Origin of the sequence: Bernardetia sp. (assembly GCF_020630935.1) — a bacterium.
Lineage (GTDB): Bacteria > Bacteroidota > Bacteroidia > Cytophagales > Bernardetiaceae > Bernardetia.
On record NZ_JAHDIG010000084.1, the window covers coordinates 1 to 16787 of the forward strand.

Consider the following 16787-nt stretch of genomic DNA (forward strand, 5'->3'; position numbering starts at 1 on the left):
TCCAAGAAATTGGCTTTCTACATATTCAGACACAAAAATAGTTGCTCCAAATTCAATAGAATACCTTTACTTTCTGTTAGAACCCACCGCTGAAGTAACCTCAATACAGCTTAAAGTTGTTATTTTGATGAATAACGGTGATGAGTTTATTGAATATACAGATGTTTTTGATGCTACTTCTGTAAGACAAGTAGTACGTTTTTCAGCAGGCTTTTATCAGTTAGGACTACAACAATTGTATGCACCAGAGGATGTAAAATCATATACTTGTTATGTAATTGAGCAGAACTTTCAAAGTATTTCCGTTCCTAGATACTTCACTATGGATATTTCTTTATGTGATAGTAAGTTTTTTATTTATGAAAATTCAAAAGGTGGAATGGACAGCCTTACTGCAACAGGCAGAAATGTGTCAGAAATAGAAATTTCTAAAAAGTTTGCAGAAAAACATCTAGCATATAATTACACAGGTCAAGGCTTACAATTCTATAACCACGGAACAACAGCAATTTACAATACTTCTTATTCTGAATTAGTAAAAAGTAGCATAGGTTACAAAAATTGTGATGAAGTAAATGCACTCAAAGATTTTTTATTGTCCGAAAAAGTTTGGGAATATCGTATCAAAGATGGTATAGGTAAGTTTTTTCCAGTAGTCGTAACGACTACAAAAACATTGATATATGATGAATTAGAAAGGTTTGAATATACTTTTGATTTTGAATACAGATATGCTTTTGATTACCCAGTCTTACAACTTGACCTAACAGCTTGTAAATGTTGTTCGTGTTGTGATGTTGTGCCTATGCCTGATGTAATTCCAGTAGATGATACTCCACCGCCTCCACCTCCACCAGATGATCCAGAAAATCCAGTAGAAATACAAAAATTACCTTGTAATACTGTTATTGAGAGTGCAGGTTTTGGGGTTAAAGAATGGTATGTTGATTTACAAAGTGGTGGAGGTGTTCTTTGTATTGATGTTGATTCTTTATCTTTTCCAGTCAAGTTTGAGATTTTCCATAATGGAATCCGTGTTGCAACTTCTGGAATGACTGTATCTAATGCAGGTCCTTTTGATACTGCTGACGATGATACAAATTATCCAGCCGCTGACCAGTATATAAATACTTCAAAAGGTTCAATTCCAAACCGTCAAGCTGCATTCCAAACTGAAAATGGATATAATCAAAATGTTCAATTTCAGCAGCTTGTTTGGTTTAGGTACACAGGAGCTGATACATTACTAGATGGAAGAGCAATAGTGAGAGCTACGAACTCTGACAAAGATACTGCTCAAAATCCTTATAAACTTTTACAGCATTGTCCAACATAGAAAATGATAGCAATACAAGTAGATAATGAGTATTTGGATTTATTTCCAAATACAACCGTTGATTTTAAACATAATTCTTCCTTTTTTGAGACAAATGAGGAAGCTATTTCTTCGTATGCTATCCCTTTTACAGTCCCAAGGACAAAAAAAAATGAAAGAATTTTTCAATTCGTTTCTTTAGCAGAAATAGAGCAAAATAATGCTTTATTTGATTGTCAAGTATATTTACATAATTTGCCCTATAAAAAAGGTGTAATTGAGGTGCTTTCTTGGGAGGAAAATAGCTATAAAATTTCTGTTTTCGTAGAGCTTTCTAAGTTTCTTCTTAGAATGGAAGATAGTTTGAAAACACTTGATTTAGGATTTATTGAAGAACTTGGAGGTATTGTGCCTTATATACAAAATTCTATAAATCACATTTGGTCTGATGCATGTGTTTTTCCAGAAATATATGCACCTGATTTTTTGCCAGAAGGAGATTTACAAAGTAGATATGAAAAACATATAAATGATTATGATGAAGCAACTGCATTATATCATATTGGAGGTGATAAGCAACGTCCTTTTGTACCTTTTCTTTTTCTTAGATATGTTTTAGAAAAGATACAAGAGTTTTGTAATTGTCGTATAGAAGGGGATTTTATGGACAATATCGAACTACAAAAAATGCTTATTGTAAATAATTATTCAATAAATAATTTTTTTATAGCAGGTGCAGGAGCTAGTACATATACACAGCTAGGATTACAAACAAGAATAGACTTTAAAAATCATGTTCCTGATATTTCTATTCGTAAATTTTTAGCATTGACAGCAGATATACTTAATTACTCAATTACTTTCTCTGAAGTAGAAAACAAAATAGTATTTGTTAAAAAAGATTCTGTCTTTGCAATAGGAAACTATCAAGACTATTCAGAGCAGTTTTGTGAGTATACATCAGGCGAAATTGTAAATACATCTGAAAAATATCAAATTAGTTTTTTTGATGATGTTTTCCCAAAACACCCAGTTTATCCTAGTGAAATTAAATCTAAACCAATTACATTAGGAGCATCTACTTTAGAAACAAATTTTGGTACACAAAGAACAGTTTCAGCTTATTATTCTAAAATTGCAAGCAGGTTTTTGAGTGATGAAGCTCCTAATTTTACTGTTCCTAATATTGAATCCAAAACAGAAAATACACTTTGTTTTGTCTTTTGGCAAGGATTACAACCTAACCCAAACGGTTCAGCTCCACAAACGACACACTTTACACCAATTGCAAATCCTACCATTGTACTAGACCCCATAACCTTATATGAAAACCAGTTTATCAAATTCATAAAAGCAAAAGAGAACACAAAGAAATATACAGCCTCATTCAAAATGTCACTTACAGATGTTTTAAATTTTGACATCAATAAACCTATAAGGGTAAATGATGTTACGTTCATTCCAACAGAAGCATCCGTAAAAACAACACTACAAGGACTTGAACCAGTAGAAATAACTATGTATAGAATATAAAAAACAAATCTCTACCAGGCTAAAAGCATTTAGCCTGGTAAGAATTAAAAAGTATAACATCACATAAATTATGAAGAGATTTACTGAACAAGAAAAGGCTCAAATGAACGCTCAAGCACTTGGAGAGTTCAAAGTTGAAGTTGAAAAAAGACTTCGTAAAAAAATGATTGAAAAAAATGTTGGTAACGATGGAGATTTATACAATTCTCTTAAAGCTCAATTACAGAATCCAAACGTCATGAGTTTTGCTTTCTCTAATTATGGAAGGCATATAGATATGAGAAATACGGATTTTGGAAGCCCACCGTTTGAAGAAATAAAAAAGTGGGTAAAAAAAGAAGGTTTGTCAAAATTCAAATTTGCACCAGGTTATAAGACAATGCCCTCCGAAAGTATAGCACTAGATAGAATTGCGTGGGGAGTACGTCATGCACTTGCCAAAGGAGAAACTAAGCGAAAACGAAAAGCGTGGTATTCAAAAACCTTTTGGGGAGCAATTGATTTTCTGATTGAAAGGCTTATTGATATTCAAAAAGAAAAAATTAGAAATGAGATTTCAGGAAAAATAATATAGCAATACTCCAAAACCACAAAAAAAATCAAAGAAATTTCTTTTGAAATAATAAAAAAAAGTTTACATTGCCTTTGTAACAATGTAAACTTTTAGAATTAATTTAGAGTTTTCTAAGCTACACGTTTTACACTATGCTTATAGTACTCTAGCACATATCCATTAGGGTTAGTAAGGTATGCTTGATGAGAAGCAAAACGCTTACACAACAGACATCTACACGAGACTCTGTATCCCTTGGGTAAGTTGCTTTTGATAGTAATTTTCGCCTCATCTTTTTCCCCTTCAAACATTGCTATTTGTCGGCTCTTTTCCAATTTAAAAACTTCTATTTCGCCCATTGGTTTAGGTAAACAAACCTTTGGACTGATAAACATGTCTTGACAATACTTGTCATAGACTTCGAATTTTGTCGCTTTGCAACAGCGACATTTACATGTACTCATTTTTATATTTTTATGAGTAGCAGAGTTCTTTTTCAAAGTTGAAGGCATCTCAAAATTCCCTGCAACCTAAAGTTGACCGACTTTAGGTTGCAGTAGTAAAGATACTAAAAATGAAAGTAGTTTAACAGTTTTTTTAGAATAATATTAAAATTAAAATCAATTACATATACATAATTAAATTTAATTTACTACCTTTACATAAGTAAACATGTCGAAATTATACTTATCGTATGATTTTAAATTTTGCAATATTGCAACTATTGCATTACACATCTTCATTTTTATAGTCCTAAAAATTGTTTTTTTCAGTTTTAAGGATATTGTTAATTATTGTATGACCGTACAATATTTATCAAATCAAAAACAAATAACAACTAAGTTAAGTACTTGCATATAAAAAAACCATCTTGTATATGCTTCCTTAATTCCTAACATTAAAAAAGCCTTCAAGTTAATTTGAAGGCTTTTTTTATAACAAATGTTTTTGAAGAGGCAAAAATTTTTATTATATCTCATGTCTTAAAGACATAAAAAACCGTCCTATTATTTACTGAATATTAGGACGTTTTTTGTTTTATGGCAAAGACTTCTAAAGATTCAATTCAGATTGATGTTGAGATAAATGGTCTCAAAGCAGGGAAAACTCTAAAAGAGTTACAAAATCAAAAACGCACTCTAAACAAAGAGCTGCGTAATCTTACTATTGGTACAGAAGAATACCGTAAGAAAGCCGAACAGCTCACAGGTATAAATAAAATTTATGCTGAACAGCAGCAAAAGATAAAAGGAGTAAACCAAGAACTCAAAACTAAGGGAGGGTTTCTTGGTAAAGTCAAAGGAGCTATTGCCCCTCTTGGTGCTGCAATGGCTGGAGCTTTTGCTATTTCCGTAGTTGCTGATTGGACAATGGAACTTTGGAAAGGAATTGAAGCTACCAATAAATTACGCCAAGAAGTTTCCCAACTTACAGGCTTACAGGGCAAAGAACTTGATAATCTTACAGTAAAAATTTCTTCTCTATCAAAAACTACAGGAGAGGAACAAAAGGAGTTGATGCTTGCCAGTAACGCATTTGCTAAACAAATGGGTATCTCACATGATGAAGCCTTTCAGCTTATAGAGAAAGGTTTTTATAATGGTGCAAATGCGAATGGAAATTTTTTAGAGTTACTAAAAGAGCTACCAGTACAATTCAGAAATGCTGGGTATTCGGCAGAGCAAACTATAAAAGTAATGACTCAAGAAGTCAAAGGAGGTGTTTTTAATGGTACTCTGTCAAATACTGTAAAAGAGATGACTTTGGCATTAACTGAAATGACAAAAGCTCAAAAAGATGCTCTTACGAATGCTTTTGGTTCTTCATTCACAAATGAACTAGAAAAAGGTCTAAATACAGGCGAACTAACCGTAAAAGATGCCTACGAAAAAATCAAAACAGAAGGCGAAAAACTTGGACTTTCCACACAACAAATAGCCACTATCACAGCAGATGTTTTCAAGGGAGCAGGTGAAGATGCAGGTGGTTATCAAGAAATTGTCAAGCAGTTGGATGCTGCAATGAATATCAATCTTGATACACTAGATGATTATGGTAAAAAACAAAAAGCTGCAAATGAAGCTACACAAGAATCAGAAGCTGCATTGAATGAACTGTCAAAATCATTTACAAATTCAGGTTCAACAGCAACAATTTTATTTAATAAGGCACTAACTTTCCTCTACAAAACACTAGATAAAGCAGTAGAAATATTCGGTGCATTATCTGACAAAGGAGAAGTTCTTTTCAAAAAGTTATTCGACATTGGAAAAACACTTGGTTTGGTTTCCGAACAAACCGACACGATGGGAATGGCTATGCAAGTCGTGGAAAAAGTTTTGATTTTTCTCGTTCAAAATGTTTCTTTTCTGATAGAAGGACTGATATTTTTATCTGATGGTTTTAAAGCAGCTTACGAAGGTGGTGGACTATTCCGAACCGTTGTAGATGGTGTTATTGAGGGTGTAAAATCTTTAGTAGGTTGGATTGCTGATGCCATAGATTTTGTTTCCAAACTGTCAGGAACAGAAGAAGCCATTGCAAAACAGAGAGAACAGAGAAGGAAAGCTGATGCCGAACAAGCCAAAAAAGATGCAGCCGATGCACTCAAGAAAAAGGAACAGGAAGAGAAAGCAAAAACAGAAACAGAGAAGAAAGCACAAGAAGACCGTAAAAAACAAGCCGTTGCAGCCAACAGACAAAAAAATCAAGAAGTTGCAAAAGAGGATGAGAAAATGAGATTGGAAAACGAAAAACGAAAAATTCAACTCATTCAAGATGAAACCGAGCGTTCGATAAAATCAGCTCAATTTGCAGCCGAACAGGAGAAAAAAGCTATTGAAAAAAGTAAAGTTTCTGCACAAACGAAAGCCGAATCTATCAAGCTGATTGAACAACAATTAGCCAATGATATTGCAGCCATACGAAAAACTGCACAGGAGAAGGAAGAGGAAAGACAAAAAGAGGAACAGGAAAAAGCCATAGAAAATGCTCAAATAAAAAGAGAGGAAGAAAAAAGAGATAGAATTTTAGGAGCAACAAACGCTGTTACATCAGCAGAAAATACAGGTGATGCACAGGCTATTTTAGATGCCAAAATTGCTCAAGCTGAACTAGAAAGAGAAATTGAGCTGGAGCAATTAGACCTTACCGAAAATGAAAAGTTTCTAATTGAGCAAGAATACCAACAAAAAAAGCTAGATGCACAACAGGAATTTGAAGATAAAAAGAAGGCTATCCAACAGGCAGGTTGGGATTTTTCTAAAGAGTTAGTTGGTGGAACAGCCGACCTTTTACAACAGGCAGCCGAACAAAATAAAAAATTCGGTTCATTGTATAAAGTTGCTGCTATCTCTGATATAGGTATCAATCTAGCTCAAGAAGTTCAAGCCATTTGGAAGAATGCCAATGCGAACCCACTCAATGCCATTATTCCAGGAGCAGGAACAGCCATTGCCATTGGTAAAACTGCACTTGCTACAGGTAGAGCAGGTTTTGCAGTTGCAAAGGTAAAAGCACAGAATTTTTTTGATGGAGGTTTCACAGGACCAGGAGAATATAAAGATGAAACAGGACACCGAGTAGCAGGGGTTGTTCATGACAATGAATATGTTTCTCCAAAGTGGATGGTTCAGCGTTATCCAAATCTTTTTGCCTCAATGGAAAATATTCGTTTACGTGGTTTTGCTGATGGTGGATTTACCAGTACCACGCCAAGCATACCAACGGATAGCGTCAATCCGACTCAAAATAATGACAATCAAAAAATGATGATGATGTTAGGAAATACACTAAATAGGCTAAATCAAAATTTAGATGTAGGTATTCAAGCACAAGTCAATCCAAATGATATAAATAAATACAATACTGATTTGAACTACATACAAAACAGGGCTTCCTTCTCCTAAAAAACCGTCCTATTTTTTGGTTGCTAGTAATTAGATATTTGTATTCATTCATTATCATAAATCATTTTTCAAATCTAAATTTTATATCATGAACTTTTGGCAAAAAATAAAACGCTATATCAAACTTGGTAAATTGGTTGATAAAGCATTCTCTTTCGGAACTGCAATTGCTGATTCCAAAATTGAAGAAACAGTTGAAAACATTGTTGAGGCTATTGAAAAAAAGCAAATCGATGTTACACCTGAAAATGTTGCTGCTTTCACTTATGTTTTGAATGTTGCAAGCGAACAAGGAATTGTAGAGTTTGCTGAATTTGTGAAACGTGAAATTGCTGAAAACGAAGCTGAAGACAACTCAAATTTTTAGAAGGAACGGACGAAGCCCCAACAAAAGAAGTCATCGAAGAAATTGAGCCAGAAGAGCAAGAACAAGATGACAATATTTTGACAATTAAAGTAGTGCGCTTGCGACAAAACGAGAACACTACTTTAGGTCAGATTACTGTTAATGGTCAATCTTGTTATACCTTGGAAGATACTCTACGACACGAGAAAATAAAGAAAGTTACAGCTATTCCAGCAGGAAGGTATAATATACAACTTCGTCCTTGGGGGCGTATTTCAGATAAATATCTTGCTAGTTATGGTAAAGATTTTCATAAAGGCACATTGTGGCTTCGTCATGTACCAAATGTCCAATATATTTTAATACATAAAGGAAACACAAAAGAACATACAGAAGGCTGTATTTTGATAGGAAAAACAGTTGGAAGGGCGCAAAATGGAGATTACAAAGTTTTTGAGTCTGAAAAAGCATATTTAGAATTTTATCCAATTGTCCGAGATGCCTTAGTAGAAGGAAAGGAAGTATTTATTGAAATTGAAAATCATCCAGAACTAAAAATTTATTAGACATGACAGAAGAAATTTTATACGTGTTGGAAAATTGGGACTTCGAAAAGGCTAAAGAAGTTTTCAATAAATATTCCAACAAAACACCACTTAAAAACTGGATAGCACGTAAGGAAGAAGAAAAAGCAACTCCAAAACTTCGTTATGAACTAGAAAAATTGGCAGGTTCTGGAGCAGTTGCAAAACTATCAGTTGAGGTACTAGCGACTGAAAGTACAGAAGAAATTCAGAAAGAAGTAGATGAGAACAATGGCTTATCCAAAGACATGCAGTACGTGGAAGATGAGTATTTCCAGAAACTCGTTGCTGAACAAAATTCAGCTTGGAACTATGAGTTGAAGTTTAGAAATGAACTATACGACCATATTGGGAAAAGCACAGCCAAAGAAGCAGTAGAGAAAGTTATTGCTCAACGAGAAAAGCGTATCAATCTTACTCAACGCCTAAGAATCTATAAAGAGACAGGCAATAAAACAAAAGAAGATTTGAGTAAGGCTACTGAATCGCTCACACCTTTGGAAGCTCAAAAGCAACTCACTAATTCAGTTCGCCCAAAAATTACACGTAGATATCAGAAACTTGAGGAAGCTGAAGCAAAGGTCAAAATGGCAACGACAGACGCTCAAAAAGCCAAAGCAGAAACCAAAAAACAAGAAATTCAGAAGGATATACTCATTCTTGAAGCTGAAAGAGACGAATTAGAAAAAATAGTAAAGGAGGCGAAGGATGAGTAATATCGAAGAAAGAATAAATAAGCTATCCGAAAATTTAAAAAACTCACAAACTTTTATTGATAAGCTGCCAGTACCAGCGTGTATGGTTGATGAAAATATGAATTATGTAGTCATTAATGAGGCGTGGTGTACTACATTTCCTCTTCATAAAAAACCATTGGTTGGGGACAATCACTACGATTGTTTCGATATGGTAAAAGAAGAGTACCCACATTTTGTGGATGAACATAAACAATGTTTGGAAGGTTGTAAGCCTTTCAAAAACAAAAATGCAAAATTTGGAAATTTTACACTAGACTATATTCTAACACCCGTCTTTTTAGCTAATAATAGACGAGGTATGATTATGATTGTAGATTTAATACATTAGCATGTTGGACACAAAAGACGCAATGGAGTTACTACGAGATATTCATTCAAAGCAAGTTACTCAAGAAACCATACTTAACGCTCTAAAACAAGACTTAGAAAAGTTGAACGTACAAGGAATAAAAGATGATGTTCTAGAAATGAGCAACGACCTTTATGGAGGTAAAAGTCAATCAGGGCTTATGTTGCGTATAAAACAACTTGAAAATAAAGTGGATACTTTCGTAGCTCAAAGAAATCAAATTATTGGAGCCGCTGCAGCTATCAATGTAATTGTTTTGATAGTATCTTTCCTATGGAACATTTACAAAGAAATGCCAAAACAAGAACCAACCTATGAAAAACCTAAACTGGAAAACCGAACAGAGAAAAATAAAGGAGCTAATAACCTTAGACAAAAATCCGTTTGGCAAAATTACCACCGAGAAAAAACAGCGATTGAAGCAGAAAATTCAGAAACTTGGAGTTTTTGAAATTGCTACGATTGACACAGATAATATTCTACTCACTTTCAATAAACGACATTCTTTACTGATGGAGCTTGGACGTGGAGAAGAAATGATTGATGTCCGTGTTCCGAACCGTGAGCTTACCGAACAGGAACGAAAAGAAATTATCCTAAACTCCAATATTCACGAAGGAAGTTGGATTGAGGAAATTTTGAAAGAAGATTTTGAGGATATTGATTTGTCTGTCTTAGGATTAGATATTGAGATTGAAGAGGAAGAACCGATACAAATTGATGATGAAGAGTCATCCGAACCAGAGTATCCGATTGTTCAAAAGATGTCCGAAAAATACACAGCTATTGTCATTGTTTGTACAAATGAGATTGATGAAACGCACGTTTCGGAAATTCTCTCTTTAGGAAAAGAGCAATGCTACAAAAAAAATCAAGTTGGAAATACTCATGTTGTGAGTGCCAAAAAATTTATTGACTTATGGAAAGCCTCAAAATCGTAATTCCTTCACACAAAAGAGCCAACCGAGTAATTACCAAATACGCTGTTTCAGATGCGATAATTTGTGTAGAGGAAAGCCAAGCAGCTGAATACAGAGAACACAATCCAAATTCTGAAATTGTTACGCATCCAGATAATGTAGTAGGAATTTCAATGAAAAGAGATTGGATTTACCGACACTTTGGAGATGTTTTTATGATTGATGATGACATAAAAGCAATGCGTAGGCTCTATGTAGAAAAAGGCGAAAAAGTAGAAGTAGAACCAGAACAAGCAAGAACCATCATAGAAAATACAGCCATTGCAGCAAAAGAAGCAGGTGCATATCTGTTTGGCTTTTCCAATGCTATGAGTCCAGTTCAATACAATTCCTTCAATCCTATTTCATTGAAAGGCTTTGTAAATGGTTGTGGTACAGGACTTCTAAAAGGTTCAAAATTATTTTATATTCCAGAAATACGCTCAAACGATGATTATTGGTTGAGCCTTTTGAATGCTTACCATCATAGAATCTGTTACAAGGATTTACGTTTCTCTTTCGAACAGCAAGATACGTTTATGAACCGTGGGGGTTTATCAGAGTTTCGTAATCTGACAGTAGAACAGGAAGATTTTAATATCCTTCAAAAACATTTTGGTAATGCCGTACAGCTTCGTAAAGGCAAAAAACACCAGTTTCAGAAAAATATTATGCTTCCTTTCTAAAAAATATCTAAAAAATTACAGCTATTGCGTGGAAAATTTGAGATTTCTGTCAAAAAATTATCAAAGAAATAGCTTACTCTAGGCTTAATTGGAGAATACATATTGTTGAAGTTTAAAAACTGCATCTACTAGGTGTAGTTTTTTTTATGCTTTTGATTTTTTTTATCTGTTCTGTAAGGAGATATTTATATCAGATAATTACATAAAATATATGTAAGAATCTACAAACCAATTACTCATTTTAATTAAATATCAAATTATGGCAACTCGTCAAATGTCTATCAACAAGCATAATTTCAAAACTGAATCTGAATATTTTGCATTTGCAAAAGAAGTAGGAAAAAAAATAGCTTACTCTAAAATCAGAAGCAAAGTTTTAAAACTTTCTGCTCAAAAAATTAGAAATGCTAATATTTTGATTTCAGACTACTTTCAAATGTATAATTCTGAAATGTACAATAAACAAGATGCAATTGCAGATTTTATACAAAAAATGCCTTTAAAATCATTTTTGAGATATTCCGATAAATCGCACCTCACTAATAAGATTGAGAAGAATTATATCTGTGATGAAGGCGTTGAAGCTGATTTACAGGCAAAAGAAATGAATGAATTTTACAAGATGGGCATTACACCAGATGATATTGTAGAGTTCATTCAGAATAATGAAAAAGGTGTAAAACACTATACAACTACTAAAGAATCTATATTGGAAGTGATTACAGAAAAGTTCTTTAATAGGTATGAAATCAAAATCAATCTCAATTTTGTAGAGCGTTACTATGCTGAATTTCTACAAGAAAAAAGAGAAGTAGAGCAGTCAGATGATTGTCCTTTTTAATCTCTTTCACACCCTCAATAATTGTTATTGAGGGTGTAATAAATGCGTAGAAAATAACGGAATTATGATTTTTTAAACTTGCTTTTTCTTAGGATATTTATAATATCAAAACAAACCAATTACTCAAAAATGTATTTATCACAAACTCCAAAACGCAAAATCAGAAATGAATTTTTGCGACGGCTGATGCTATACGCTTGGCATCACAACAGACAGGAAAGATGCACCTTTTCTGAAAGCCTCAAAACTTCTTGGAAGTGGATAACCACTAAAAAAGGACAAAAAGGACTTTCTAAAGTGCAGATTCCAATTTTCTAAACCAATTACTCAATTTTTCAAATTAAAATTCAATTATCATGAGCAAACAAAACATTTATGATGCTGTAAACGAACGCATCATTGCGAAAATCAAAGAAGGTGTAGCCCCTTGGCGAAAGACTTGGGCAGGTGGACTTTTACCACACAATTACGATGGTCGTCAATACCATGGTGTAAATGTTCTCCTTCTATCAATGACAGAATTTGAAAATCCTATTTTTATGACTTACAAACAGGCACAGGAAGCAGGTGGACAAGTCAAGAAAGGTTCTAAGGGTACAAAAGTCGTCTATTTCAATGTACTTCAAAAAGAAGATAAAAACGGAGACATAGACAAAATACCATTTATGAAGCAATACACCGTTTTTAATATTGCACAAATAGAAGGGTTAGAGTTGCCAGACTTTGCTTCTCATCATTCAATTATGAATGACAATGAACGTATTTCATTATGCGAAGGAGTAGTTCAGAATATGCAAAACGCACCTAAAATAGAGGAAAATAAAGGCAATAACTGTCTTTACAATGCCTTGAATGATATTGTTAAAATGCCTCTAATAGAGGAGTTTGAGAGTTCAGAAGAATATTATTGTAATCTTTTCCACGAACTAGCACACAGTACAGGGCATAAGGATAGACTAGACAGGAAAGAAGTATCAGCACTTGGCAGAACCAAAACAGACTATGCAAAAGAGGAATTAGTAGCAGAAATAACAGCAGCTTTCCTTTGTGCTACTACTGGAATAGAAAACAAAACTATTGATAATTCTGCATCCTACTTGGCTTCTTGGCTCAAAGTCTTAAAAGACAATCACAAGTTCTTTTTTCAATCAGCAGCAAAAGCACAAAAAGCAGCCGATTACATTTTAAATCAAACTAAATAACAATAAAAAAGGGGTTGTACTCCTACAACCCCTAACCAATTACTCATGTATTTAATCATTTCAAATTAAAACATGAGGACTACAAACATACAAAAAATTATGCACAAAATAACAACAAACAAAGGCTATTCTTTATTCGATTGTGCTTCTGCATTTCAGAAGTCTGTCCGTCGTGGATTGGAAAAAGAAGCTATGTACTGGACGGTGGAAATATTCAATTCCAACTATGGCGAATATCTTTGGAAACGCATCAGAATAATAGCTAGTGAGGATATTGGATTAGCAGAGCCAAACATTGCAGCCAACATACACGCCCTTTATCAGAACTATAAAGAACAAAAGAAAAAGAAGGACGACAAACACCAACCCGAACGGCTTTTTCTCACACACGCTGTTTTGATGATTTGTAGAGCCAAAAAGAGTAGAGTTATAGATAATACGCTTATCTATTTTTGGAATACTCATGACAATGAAAAACGACCAGTTCCAAACTTTGCTTATGACAAACATACACACAAAGGCAGGGCAATGAAACGCAGTTGGAAGCATTTTTTTGAGGAGGGAACACAGCTCAATAATATGGCAGAAGTAGAAGGAGAAGCCGAAATGAAGGAAGCAGCTTTTGATTCTATCACACAAAAAGAGACGAGGGAAAAACAGCACAGAACAGGGCAAACAGATATATTCTAAAAAACGGGGAAAATTTTCCCCGTTTTTTTTAAATACTTAAAAAGCCAAACCAAAATAATATAACAATCCTATAAATAAAATATCCTATTCCAAAAACAGAAAGGAATATTGCACCAGCAATAATATTGTTTTTGCCTCTTTCTTCGTAGGGGTTTTTGTAGTAGCTCATATTTTTTCTCTAGCTTGTAGTGTAACATTCTGTTTATGCTCTCCATCGTCTATCCAAGTAAACCCCTCATAACTCAGAGCATCTTCTACACCAAAAGCCTTAAAAGCACTCTTATACATATGCACCGATTGTAAAAAGTGTTTAAAATCTACCAAGAAATTATCAATATTACCTTCATTTGTACAGTTGATAATATCCTCAATAGTTTCAATTTTGTAATGCTTTGCTTCTTTATTTTCCATATGATAAAGATAAAGAATATTTATGAGAATGTTAAAATAAATGTAAAGAAAAACGTCCTATTTATTCTAATCAAATAAGACGTTTTTTGTTATTTAACCAAATCCAAAAAATTATTATGTTTAGAAAAGTAACGAAGATACAAGGAGTTTATTCTACTAATTCAGACATTCCCAAAAAACGAATAACAAGATACTATTTCATAGGTATTCTATTATTTGAAAGTTCAATGGAAAATGTAAAAGATTTGGCTATTCCTTAGAAGAATTATACAATTCCAAAAAATCGTCTTCTGACAGGATTTGAATAGATGCTCCTTTGCTGATTAGTTCTTCTGCTTTTCTATGCTTCGAACTCTTTTTGAATCCTGATAGTCTTTGCTCGTCTTGTATTCCAACAACCAACAGAGTAACAGACTTATTCATTGATTTTGCAATAGCACAACCTATTTCAGATGCCATACGTTCGGCTTCTACTCTAGCGACTGACAAAGCTCCAGTAAAAAGTATAGTTTCGCCAAATAGTTGTCCGTTTTTGTTTGTTTCAAATTCTATTTTTTTTACTGAACCACTTCTACTGATATATTTTGTTTTTTCTATCATTGTGGACAAATCTATTTCAAGTTCAGAACAAGCCTTATTGACAATTATTCCAGCCATAGTAGCATCTTGCAAAGCATCATGATGATTAAATTCTAAACCTAAAAAATCAGCCATATTACTTAGTCCATATCCTTGTCGTGCGAATTGTGTCCACGTTCTTTTTACTACAATAGATGAATCTAACCATTGAGCATCAATAATTTCTAGTTCATATTTTTGACAAGCTCTATTGATAGCAATCTTATCAAAAGCCGTATGATGAACAACTATTTTATCTTTTATTTGCTCCGAAATTTCTTGATACAAGTCTTTAAAAGTTGGAGTATCTTTTATATCACTCTCATTTATGTTATGAATGCCAGTATTGAAAGAATCAAAATATACTTCTGGATTGACTAAACTACTCCATTTTTTTACAACTTCTCCATTTTCAAAATGAGCAATTCCAATTTGACAAATACTAGAAAAGTCTGGATTAGCTGTTTCTACATCAATAGCAACAAAATTATTCATTAGTCCTATTTATTAGGTTTAAAGTAACTTGATCACTACCTTTCTCACAACGTTTTTTAATATGTTGCAAAAATGCACTTTCTGAAACTATTTTTATTTTATAATATTTGTCTGGCTTTTCGTCAAAAATTTTTTGTATTTCTTCTAATTTTTCGTGAATAAAATTATTTTTTAAACCTTCCATTAACGTATCAGAGACAATAATATAATCAGTGTTGTAATCTATTTCTCTGTCATTAGCAAAGCCTCCTAAATTTCCAATAATTTGGAACTCTATGTGTTTATTTGCTTTTAGATTTTGTGTAAAAAAAACATTTTTATTATAAAAAGGATTTGATGGACTATCTCTTAGGAATAGTTCAGAGCTCTTTTGAATTGATTGAAAATCAGTAATTATCATTAGTTTTAATATTAATTGATAGGACTTAGCTAAAATAATAAGATTATTTGAACTAAGGAAACAATTAATATTATTTCTCTAAAAACTTTTAGTTACGATTTGTTTTTAAAATGAATTGTTTATATATTTGATCTATGAAACTAAGCGAACTAATATATAAATGGGGACTGAATCAAACAATTTTAGCAAATAAAATTGGGGTTAGTCGTTCGTCTTTTTCTGTAAAAGTTCGTCAAGTCAATGGACAAAGACTTACAGAAAGTCAAAGAAAAATAGTAGAAGAGTCTATCAAAGAAATGATAGAAGATTTGAAAAATGTAGAAATTGACAATTAAATTTCAGATAAAAAAAGCCTACGATAGCCGACCAAAGCATTATCATAGGCTACATGTTCCACGTTTAAATGCAAAACAAATGCAAGACAAAAATAACGAAAAGACTGCATATAGACAAATGCAGCCTTGTAATTGCGTACCTCAAGATAAAGTTATCTATGAGCGTGAAAAATGTAGAGACGGTCTATATACCACACTAGAAAATTATTTTTCTGACCAGTCTCGTTTCCTAATCCTTCAAAGCGATATGGAAAGTATCATTTCCTATGCTGATAGTCAAGAAGCAAAAACTGAAGAAATCGTTACTAAGCTAGAGTTATTCCAGTCCAATCTAAAATTATTAGTTGGATTAGAAACATTCGCACGTCCTTTGTTTGATAAATCACACAAAAACTTTTTGCCTAATGGAAGATTTTAAAATTGGTGATATTGTCAGACTCAAAAGTAGTGGTACTCCAATGACCATAGAAGACTTGGATGTAAGCGATAATACGGCGTTGTGCGTTTGGCACGATAAGAAAAAAATACTCCAGAGTGCAAGGTTTGATGTTCGTACATTAGTTTCAATAGACGAAATTTCAAAATTTGGCTATTCTGATGATGATGATATTCCTATTCCTTTAATATAAAAAATAAACCTCCAAAATAGTAAGTTTACCATTTTGGAGGTTTTGTTTTAATTACTCTAGTTGTTTTGGAGATTCATCATTCTTATTAGCCCTAACTTTCTTAATAATAGGGTACAGTAGGACTGAGAGACTTGCTAATGTCTCAAGAGCATCTAATATTTGTGTAAATATTTCC

At 33.2% G+C, this 16787-nt stretch carries 21 protein-coding genes; 17 read left to right on the forward strand and 4 right to left on the reverse strand.

All coding sequences use genetic code 11. The annotated features are described in order from the left end of the window. The 3 genes from QZ659_RS17895 to QZ659_RS17905 all read left to right on the forward strand — a co-directional run. A partial coding sequence (locus QZ659_RS17895) for a hypothetical protein (protein WP_291727957.1) occupies nt 1-1336 on the forward strand: 1336 nt, incomplete at its 5' end. Between the two features lie 3 nt (nt 1337-1339). Then, complete coding sequence (locus QZ659_RS17900) at nt 1340-2848, forward strand: hypothetical protein (protein ID WP_291727959.1); 1509 nt, start codon at nt 1340-1342, stop codon at nt 2846-2848. Nucleotides 2849-2918: 70 nt separating this feature from the next. Further along, the gene (locus QZ659_RS17905; RefSeq protein WP_291727961.1) at nt 2919-3422 is read left to right on the forward strand and encodes a hypothetical protein; all 504 of its coding nucleotides are present in this window, start codon (nt 2919-2921) and stop codon (nt 3420-3422) included. A gap of 110 nt (nt 3423-3532) precedes the next feature. Here QZ659_RS17905 and QZ659_RS17910 read toward each other — a convergent pair whose 3' ends face one another. Then, a complete protein-coding gene (locus QZ659_RS17910) occupies nt 3533-3901 on the reverse strand; it encodes a hypothetical protein (RefSeq protein ID WP_291727963.1) in 369 nt (122 codons plus the stop codon). Nucleotides 3902-4441: 540 nt separating this feature from the next. On the opposite strand from QZ659_RS17910, the gene QZ659_RS17915 reads away from it, so the two are divergent. The 11 genes from QZ659_RS17915 to QZ659_RS17965 all read left to right on the forward strand — a co-directional run bounded on the left by QZ659_RS17915 (nt 4442) and on the right by QZ659_RS17965 (nt 13724). Beyond that, a complete protein-coding gene (locus QZ659_RS17915; RefSeq protein WP_291727965.1) occupies nt 4442-7309 on the forward strand; it encodes a phage tail tape measure protein in 2868 nt (955 codons plus the stop codon). An 88-nt stretch (nt 7310-7397) separates the two neighbouring features. Further along, a complete protein-coding gene (locus QZ659_RS17920; RefSeq protein WP_291727967.1) occupies nt 7398-7676 on the forward strand; it encodes a hypothetical protein in 279 nt (92 codons plus the stop codon). A gap of 77 nt (nt 7677-7753) precedes the next feature. Continuing rightward, nucleotides 7754-8221, forward strand: a complete 468-nt coding sequence (locus tag QZ659_RS17925) for a DUF5675 family protein (RefSeq protein WP_291727969.1) — start codon at nt 7754-7756, stop codon at nt 8219-8221. A 2-nt stretch (nt 8222-8223) separates the two neighbouring features. Next, a complete protein-coding gene (locus QZ659_RS17930) occupies nt 8224-8955 on the forward strand; it encodes a hypothetical protein (RefSeq protein WP_291727971.1) in 732 nt (243 codons plus the stop codon). Beyond that, entirely contained in the window at nt 8948-9325 is a 378-nt protein-coding gene (locus tag QZ659_RS17935) for a hypothetical protein (RefSeq protein WP_291727973.1), read from the forward strand. The genes QZ659_RS17930 and QZ659_RS17935 overlap by 8 nt, the downstream gene beginning before the upstream one ends. 335 nt (nt 9326-9660) lie before the next feature. Beyond that, nucleotides 9661-10287: a hypothetical protein gene (locus QZ659_RS17940; protein WP_291727974.1), complete on the forward strand. Its 627-nt coding sequence runs from the start codon at nt 9661-9663 to the stop codon at nt 10285-10287. Beyond that, nucleotides 10266-10991 carry a hypothetical protein gene (locus tag QZ659_RS17945; protein WP_291727976.1) on the forward strand — a complete coding sequence of 242 codons (726 nt, stop codon included), beginning with the start codon at nt 10266-10268 and terminating at the stop codon, nt 10989-10991. The genes QZ659_RS17940 and QZ659_RS17945 overlap by 22 nt, the downstream gene beginning before the upstream one ends. Nucleotides 10992-11250: 259 nt before the next feature. Then, a complete protein-coding gene (locus tag QZ659_RS17950) occupies nt 11251-11832 on the forward strand; it encodes a hypothetical protein (protein ID WP_291727978.1) in 582 nt (193 codons plus the stop codon). Between the two features lie 129 nt (nt 11833-11961). Beyond that, complete coding sequence (locus tag QZ659_RS17955; protein WP_291727980.1) at nt 11962-12150, forward strand: hypothetical protein; 189 nt, start codon at nt 11962-11964, stop codon at nt 12148-12150. 38 nt (nt 12151-12188) lie between these two features. Then, nucleotides 12189-13034 (forward strand): ArdC family protein, encoded by an 846-nt coding sequence (locus QZ659_RS17960; protein ID WP_291727982.1) that lies wholly within the window; start codon nt 12189-12191, stop codon nt 13032-13034. A 99-nt stretch (nt 13035-13133) separates the two neighbouring features. Continuing rightward, nucleotides 13134-13724 carry a hypothetical protein gene (locus QZ659_RS17965; protein WP_291727984.1) on the forward strand — a complete coding sequence of 197 codons (591 nt, stop codon included), beginning with the start codon at nt 13134-13136 and terminating at the stop codon, nt 13722-13724. 165 nt (nt 13725-13889) lie between these two features. Here QZ659_RS17965 and QZ659_RS17970 read toward each other — a convergent pair whose 3' ends face one another. The 3 genes from QZ659_RS17970 to QZ659_RS17980 form a co-directional block, all read right to left on the reverse strand. Then, complete coding sequence (locus tag QZ659_RS17970; RefSeq protein ID WP_291727985.1) at nt 13890-14135, reverse strand: hypothetical protein; 246 nt, start codon at nt 14133-14135, stop codon at nt 13890-13892. 249 nt (nt 14136-14384) lie between these two features. Beyond that, nucleotides 14385-15248, reverse strand: a complete 864-nt coding sequence (locus tag QZ659_RS17975) for an exonuclease domain-containing protein (protein ID WP_291727986.1) — start codon at nt 15246-15248, stop codon at nt 14385-14387. Further along, complete coding sequence (locus tag QZ659_RS17980; RefSeq protein ID WP_291727987.1) at nt 15241-15648, reverse strand: hypothetical protein; 408 nt, start codon at nt 15646-15648, stop codon at nt 15241-15243. The genes QZ659_RS17975 and QZ659_RS17980 overlap by 8 nt, the downstream gene beginning before the upstream one ends. A gap of 134 nt (nt 15649-15782) precedes the next feature. Here QZ659_RS17980 and QZ659_RS17985 point away from each other — a divergent pair, with 134 nt between their 5' ends. The 3 genes from QZ659_RS17985 to QZ659_RS17995 are packed head-to-tail and all read left to right on the forward strand — an operon-like array spanning nt 15783 to nt 16612. After that, nucleotides 15783-15983, forward strand: a complete 201-nt coding sequence (locus QZ659_RS17985; RefSeq protein WP_291727988.1) for a hypothetical protein — start codon at nt 15783-15785, stop codon at nt 15981-15983. Then, nucleotides 15973-16401, forward strand: a complete 429-nt coding sequence (locus QZ659_RS17990; protein ID WP_291727989.1) for a hypothetical protein — start codon at nt 15973-15975, stop codon at nt 16399-16401. The genes QZ659_RS17985 and QZ659_RS17990 overlap by 11 nt, the downstream gene beginning before the upstream one ends. After that, nucleotides 16388-16612 (forward strand): YodC family protein, encoded by a 225-nt coding sequence (locus QZ659_RS17995; RefSeq protein WP_291727990.1) that lies wholly within the window; start codon nt 16388-16390, stop codon nt 16610-16612. Before QZ659_RS17990 ends, QZ659_RS17995 begins: the two co-directional genes overlap by 14 nt. The last annotated feature ends 175 nt before the right edge of the window (nt 16613-16787 follow it).